The sequence below is a fragment of the Roseicyclus sp. genome (assembly GCF_052168335.1).
Classification (GTDB): domain Bacteria; phylum Pseudomonadota; class Alphaproteobacteria; order Rhodobacterales; family Rhodobacteraceae; genus Roseibacterium.
In genome coordinates this window covers 1-5,412 of the sequence record NZ_JBQLZP010000426.1, presented here as the reverse complement: position 1 = coordinate 5,412, position 5,412 = coordinate 1, and the positions used below count along the sequence as shown (strand labels likewise).

Sequence of the window (5,412 nt, the reverse complement as noted above, 5' to 3'; positions counted from 1 at the left end):
GCCTGCCGCATGGACTGAGACCTTCGGGGCGAAAGATGGGCTTCCGCGCGTGACCGGAACCGCCTGCGGCCCCGACGTCCGGCCGCTCGCCGGGCAGGGACGGGCCTTTGGCCGAGCCCGCGCGGGGAACGTTCGGCGGCCGGAGCGCGTTCACCGCCCGTGACATCGCCTCCGGAGACCTCCGACTTGACCCGCGACATCTGCGTCATCGTGAACCCGCACGCGGGCGGGGAGGGCGCGGCCGACCGCGGAACCGAGGTGCGCGACGCGCTTGCCGACGCGGGGCTCGAGGCCGAGATCCGGCCGATCTCGCAAGGGCAGGGGCCGGGCGCGGCCGCGCGGGCGGCGCTGGCCGAGGGGTTCGGCACGCTCGTCGCGGCGGGCGGCGACGGCACGATCTCGGGCGTGGCCGACGCGCTCCTGCGGGCGGGCGGCGCGGCGCGGCTCGGCGTCCTGCCGTTCGGGACGTTCAACTACTTCGCCCGCGGCCTCGGCCTGCCGCTCGACCCCGCCGAGGCCGCCCGGACGCTCCGCGAGGGCAGCCTGCGCGAGGTGCGCGTGGGCACCGTCAACGGTCGCGTCTTCCTCAACAACATGAGCATCGGGCTCTATCCCTCCATCCTCGAGAACCGCGAGGAGGTCTATGCCCGCTGGGGCCGGTCGCGGGTGGCGGCCTACTGGTCCGTCCTGATGACGCTGACCGGCATCCACCGGCCCATGCGCCTGACGCTCCGCATCGACGGCGAGGAGGAGAGGATGGCGACGCCGCTGGTCTTCGTCGGCGCCTCGGCCTTCCAGCTCGAGGCCTACAACCTCGACGGGGCCGACGCGGTGCGCGCGGGCGGCCTCGCGCTCTTCGCCGCGCGCAAGGTGCGGGGCCCCGACCTCGTGCAGGGCGCCTGGGCGCTGGCGCGCGGCCGGGCGCGCAAGGGCGAGGAGTTCGACATCCGCACGGGACGGGACATCGAGATGCACCTGCGCGTGCCCCGCACCCTCGTCGCCCGCGACGGCGAACGCGAGACGATGGCCACGCCGCTCCGCGTGCGCCTGTCCGATACGCCGCTGCGCGTCATCGCGCCGGGGGCCTCATGACCCGGATCGCGCATGTCTCCGACCTCCATTTCGGGCGCGAGGACGCCGAACTCCTCCTGCCGCTCCGGGACGCGATCCGGCAGGCCCGCCCGGACCTCGTGGCGGTCTCGGGCGACCTGACGCAGCGCGCGCGGCCCGCCCAGTTCCGCGCCGCGCGCGCCTTCCTCGACGGGCTCCGCCTGCCCTGGATCGCGGTGCCCGGAAACCACGACATCCCGCTCGACGAGTTCTGGCACCGGGTGATGACGCCCTTCGGCCGCTACCGCGAGGCGATCTCGGAGGATCTCGCGCCGCGCTGGAGCAATGGCGCCGTCGTGCTCGAGGCGCTCAACACCGCCGATCCGCGCGCCTGGCAGCGCGGGCGCGTGCGGCGGCGGCAGCTCTGGCGCGCCTCGGGCGCCTTCCGCGAGGCGCCGGAGGGCGCGGTCCGGATCGTCATGGCGCACCATCCCTTCGAGCACGGGCCGGATGTGGAGAAACGCCTGATGAAGAACGCGCGGGCCGCCGTCGAGCACCTCGCCGCCGCGGGCGCCGACCTGATCCTGTCGGGGCATCTCCACCGCTGGAAGGCGGAGGCGTTCCTGTCGCGAAAGGTCGGCGCACGGGTGTTGCAGGTGCATGTCGGCACGGGCCTCTCGACGCGGCTCCGCGGCCAGCCCAACGACTTCGCGCTCATCGCCGTGGCGCCGGGGCAGGTGGAGATCACGCGGATGATGTCGGAAGGGGGCGATTTCCGCCCCTGCGGCGCCTCGCGCTTCCGCCGCGAGGGCGAGGTCTGGCTCAGGGAGGGCGAGGGACGCCCCTGACCTCAGTTCCCTAGGATGCCGCCGAGGACGTCGCGCATGGAATAGAGCAGCCCCGCGATGACCACGGCACCGGCGATCAGCATGACCGCGAAGGCGAAGAGCTGAACGCCGATGGCCAGCCCGCCGAGCGCGATGCCCGAGACGGCCGCCTGCCTGTGCTCGTGCCGGATCAGCGCCGCGATGCCCAGGACCACGGACAGCCCCGCGAGGACGGCGACGGCGATGTCGAGGTAGTCGTCGATGTCCCGCGCGACGGCGACCGGTTCGGGCTGCGGCGCACCGGCGACGGCGCGGGCCGCGGACTGCGCGATCCCGGCGGCGAGCTCGCCGAGGACGACGCCCGTATCCCGCTGCGGGGCGAAGGGACCGGCCCAGAGGATCACGAGCGTCAGGAGAAGCGCGCAGGCGCCCGTGACGAAACCCGTCCATCCGAGGATCGGGCGCGGTTCGGATACCGAATACGACATGACATGTCCTTCTTGCCTTTTCCGCCCGCTAGCAGCCCTCCGTGGCACGAATTGGGCGGGAACCGGAACGGCGGCCCAGGCGAAGGGACACCCCCGGCCCCGAACGACGAAGGGGCGCCCGTCGGACGCCCCTTCCTCAATTCGATGCAACCGGCGTCAGGCCGCCTTCGCCTCCGGCCCGAAGCGGCGGTAGAAGCTCTGGCCCTTGTCCGCCATCTCGCGCAGGAGCGCGGGGCAGGCGAAGCGCGGACCATAGGCCGCCGCGAGCTGGTCGCAGCGCTCGGCCGCGTAGGCCGCGCCCAGCATGTCGAGCCAGGCGAAGGGCCCGCCCGACCAGGGCGCGAAGCCCCAGCCGAGGATCGCGCCCACGTGGCCCTCGCGGATGTCGGTCAGAACGCCATCCTCGAGCGCGCGCACGGCCTCGAGCACTTGCGCGAAGAGCAGGCGGTGCTGCACCTCGGTCAGGTCGGGCTGCTCCGCTGCCGTCGGGTAGCGCTCGCCGAGGCCGTGCCAGAGACCCTCGCGCTTGCCGGAGGCGTCGTAGGCGTAGAAGCCCGCGTTCGCCTTGCGGCCCATCCGGCCCTGGTCCGCCATCCAGAACAGGACCTCGTCCACCGCGTCGTCGGGATAGGCGTCGCCCATCGCGGCCTTCGTCGCCCTGGCGATCTTCACGCCGAGGTCGATCGAGGTCTCGTCCACCAGTTGGAGCGGCCCGAGCGGCATTCCGACGAGCTTCGCCGCGTTCTCGATCAGCGCGGGCGCGACGCCCTCGCGGACCATGCGGATGCCCTCGTTGATGTAGGGGATGATGCAGCGGTTGGCGTAGAAGAAGCGCGCGTCGTTCACCACGATGGGCGTCTTGCGGATCTGGCGCACGTAGTCGAGCGCCTTGGCCACGGCCCGGTCCCCGGTTTCCGCGCCCCGGATGATCTCGACCAGCATCATCTTGTCGACCGGCGAGAAGAAGTGGATGCCGATGAACTGCCCGGGGCTGTCGGAGGCCTTGGCCAGCTCGGTGATCGGCAGGGTCGAGGTGTTGGTGGCGAAGATGCAGTCTTCCGGCACGACCTCGAGCACGCGCCTGGTCACTTCCGCCTTGATGCGCGGGTCCTCGAAGACGGCCTCCACGATCAGGTCGCAGCCCGCAAGCGCGGCGTAGTCGGTGGTGGCGGTGATCCGGCCGAGAACCTCGTCCTTCTTCTCCGCCGTCACCTTGCCCCGCTTCATCCCCTTGTCGAGCAGACCCTCGGAATAGGCCTTGCCCTTGTCGGCGGCCGCCTGCTCCTGGTCGATCAGCACGACCTCGATCCCGGCATTGGCCGAGACATAGGCGATGCCCGCGCCCATCATGCCCGCGCCCATGATGCCGACCTTCTTCACCCGCTGATCGGGGACGGCGGGGCGGTTCGCGCCCTTCTCCAGCGCCTCCTTGTTGAGGAAGAGCGACCGGATCATGGCCGAGGAGGAGGGGTTCATCAGCACATGCGTGAACCAGCGCGCCTCGATCTTCAGCGCGGTGTCGAAGTCCACCAGCGCGCCCTCGTAGACGGCCGACAGCAGCGCCTTGGCCGCCGGGTAGACGCCCTTGGTCTTGCCGTTGATCATGGCGCTGGCGCCCACGAAGGTCATGAAGCCCGCGGGGTGGTAGGGCGCGCCGCCCGGCATCTTCCAGCCCTTCTGGTCCCAGGGCTTCACGATGTCGGCGTCGGTGGCGGAGAGGACCCATTCCTTCGCCCGCGCGAGCAGCTCGTCGGGGGCCACGACCTCGTCGATCAGCCCCGCGCCCTTCGCGGCCTTGGGCGCCAGCATCTTGCCCTCGAGGAGGACGGGGGCCGCCGCCATCGCGCCGACCATGCGGCTGTAGCGCGTGGTGCCGCCGCCGCCGGGGAAGATGCCGACGAGGATCTCGGGCAGGCCGATCCTGGCCTTCGGGTTGTCGGCCATGATGCGGCGGTGACAGGCAAGCGCGATCTCCGTGCCGATCCCGGCGCAGGTGCCGGGAATGGCGCAGGCCACCGGCTTGCCGCCCTTGTTGGTCCTGGGGTCCATTCCCGCGCGCTCGAGTTTGCGCAGGATGCGGTGCCCGTTCATCGTGAACTCGAAGAGCGCCTGCGCCGGCGCGTCGCCCGCCTCCGCCCGGATCGTGGCGAGCGTGTTGAGGTCCATGCCGCCCGCGAAGCTCTCCTTTCCGGAGGTGATGACGATGCCCTTCACGGCGTCGTCGGCGAGTGCGGCGTCGATCAGGCGGTCGACCGTCTCGAAGGCCTCGCGCGTCAGCACGTTCATCGACTTGGCCTTGACGTCCCAGGTGATGACGGCGACGCCGTCGGCGCCCGTGTCCATGGTGAAATCGGTCATGATTTTTCCTTTGGCGGCGTATGCGGCCCGCCGGGCGCCCGCAGGCTCAGTTTGGCGTGGGCCAGTTTCTGTGCATCGGAGATGTCCCGCGAGAGGAACTCGATCTCGTTTCTCGGGCATTCGACCTGTTCCCAGACCGCCTTCCATCCGCCGTCGATGAGCATCAGGGCGAGCTTGCACTCGTAGGGCGGCAGGAGGTGGTTGCGGCCGGCCATGATCTCGGTCCTGTGGCGGCCCACGATCATGTCGGATTGCCCCGGCTGGACCTGTGCCTCGATGCAGGTCCTGCGGTAGGCGGTGAAGCCCTTGCCGATCAGCTCCTCGCGATAGTCGCTGACCACGATCTCCAGTTCCTCGACGCTGGAGACCACGATTTCCGAGGTCGGGCCGGAGAGCAGGATCGGAATGGCGATGTGCTGGCGCAGGAGCGGCAGGTCGCCCGTCATGATCGCCTGCGAGACCGCGTCGAGATTGGCCTGGTATATCGCGTGAGCCGTCGTCATCTCCTTGCCGTCTACTAAGGCGCAGAGCGCACGAACCGGCGGCACGCTGTTGCCGGCGACCTTGCTTGTCAAGGGCACACGCGGTCGCGGCGCGTCATCGGGCGAGGGAAGTCCGCTCATGCCGCTCAGACCCGCTCGATGATCGTGGCCGCGCCCATGCCCGAGGCGACGCAGAGCGTGGCGAGG

The 5,412-nt window shown here is 70.9% G+C and carries 5 protein-coding genes; 2 read left to right on the top strand and 3 right to left on the bottom strand.

Translation table 11 applies throughout. The features are described 5' to 3' along the window. Window positions 1–186 precede the first annotated feature (186 nt). Both ACTS11_RS13030 and ACTS11_RS13025 read left to right on the top strand, forming a co-directional pair. Window positions 187–1,092, top strand: a complete 906-nt coding sequence (locus tag ACTS11_RS13030) for a diacylglycerol/lipid kinase family protein (protein WP_442640740.1) — start codon at window positions 187–189, stop codon at window positions 1,090–1,092. Beyond that, complete coding sequence (locus tag ACTS11_RS13025) at window positions 1,089–1,898, top strand: metallophosphoesterase family protein (protein WP_442640739.1); 810 nt, start codon at window positions 1,089–1,091, stop codon at window positions 1,896–1,898. The genes ACTS11_RS13030 and ACTS11_RS13025 overlap by 4 nt, the downstream gene beginning before the upstream one ends. A gap of 2 nt (window positions 1,899–1,900) precedes the next feature. Here ACTS11_RS13025 and ACTS11_RS13020 read toward each other — a convergent pair whose 3' ends face one another. The 3 genes from ACTS11_RS13020 to ACTS11_RS13010 form a co-directional block, all read right to left on the bottom strand. After that, a complete protein-coding gene (locus tag ACTS11_RS13020; RefSeq protein ID WP_442640738.1) occupies window positions 1,901–2,365 on the bottom strand; it encodes a hypothetical protein in 465 nt (154 codons plus the stop codon). 156 nt (window positions 2,366–2,521) lie between these two features. After that, a complete protein-coding gene (locus tag ACTS11_RS13015) occupies window positions 2,522–4,723 on the bottom strand; it encodes a 3-hydroxyacyl-CoA dehydrogenase NAD-binding domain-containing protein (RefSeq protein WP_442640737.1) in 2,202 nt (733 codons plus the stop codon). Then, complete coding sequence (locus ACTS11_RS13010) at window positions 4,720–5,298, bottom strand: hypothetical protein (RefSeq protein ID WP_442640736.1); 579 nt, start codon at window positions 5,296–5,298, stop codon at window positions 4,720–4,722. Before ACTS11_RS13010 ends, ACTS11_RS13015 begins: the two co-directional genes overlap by 4 nt. Window positions 5,299–5,412: the final 114 nt, after the last annotated feature.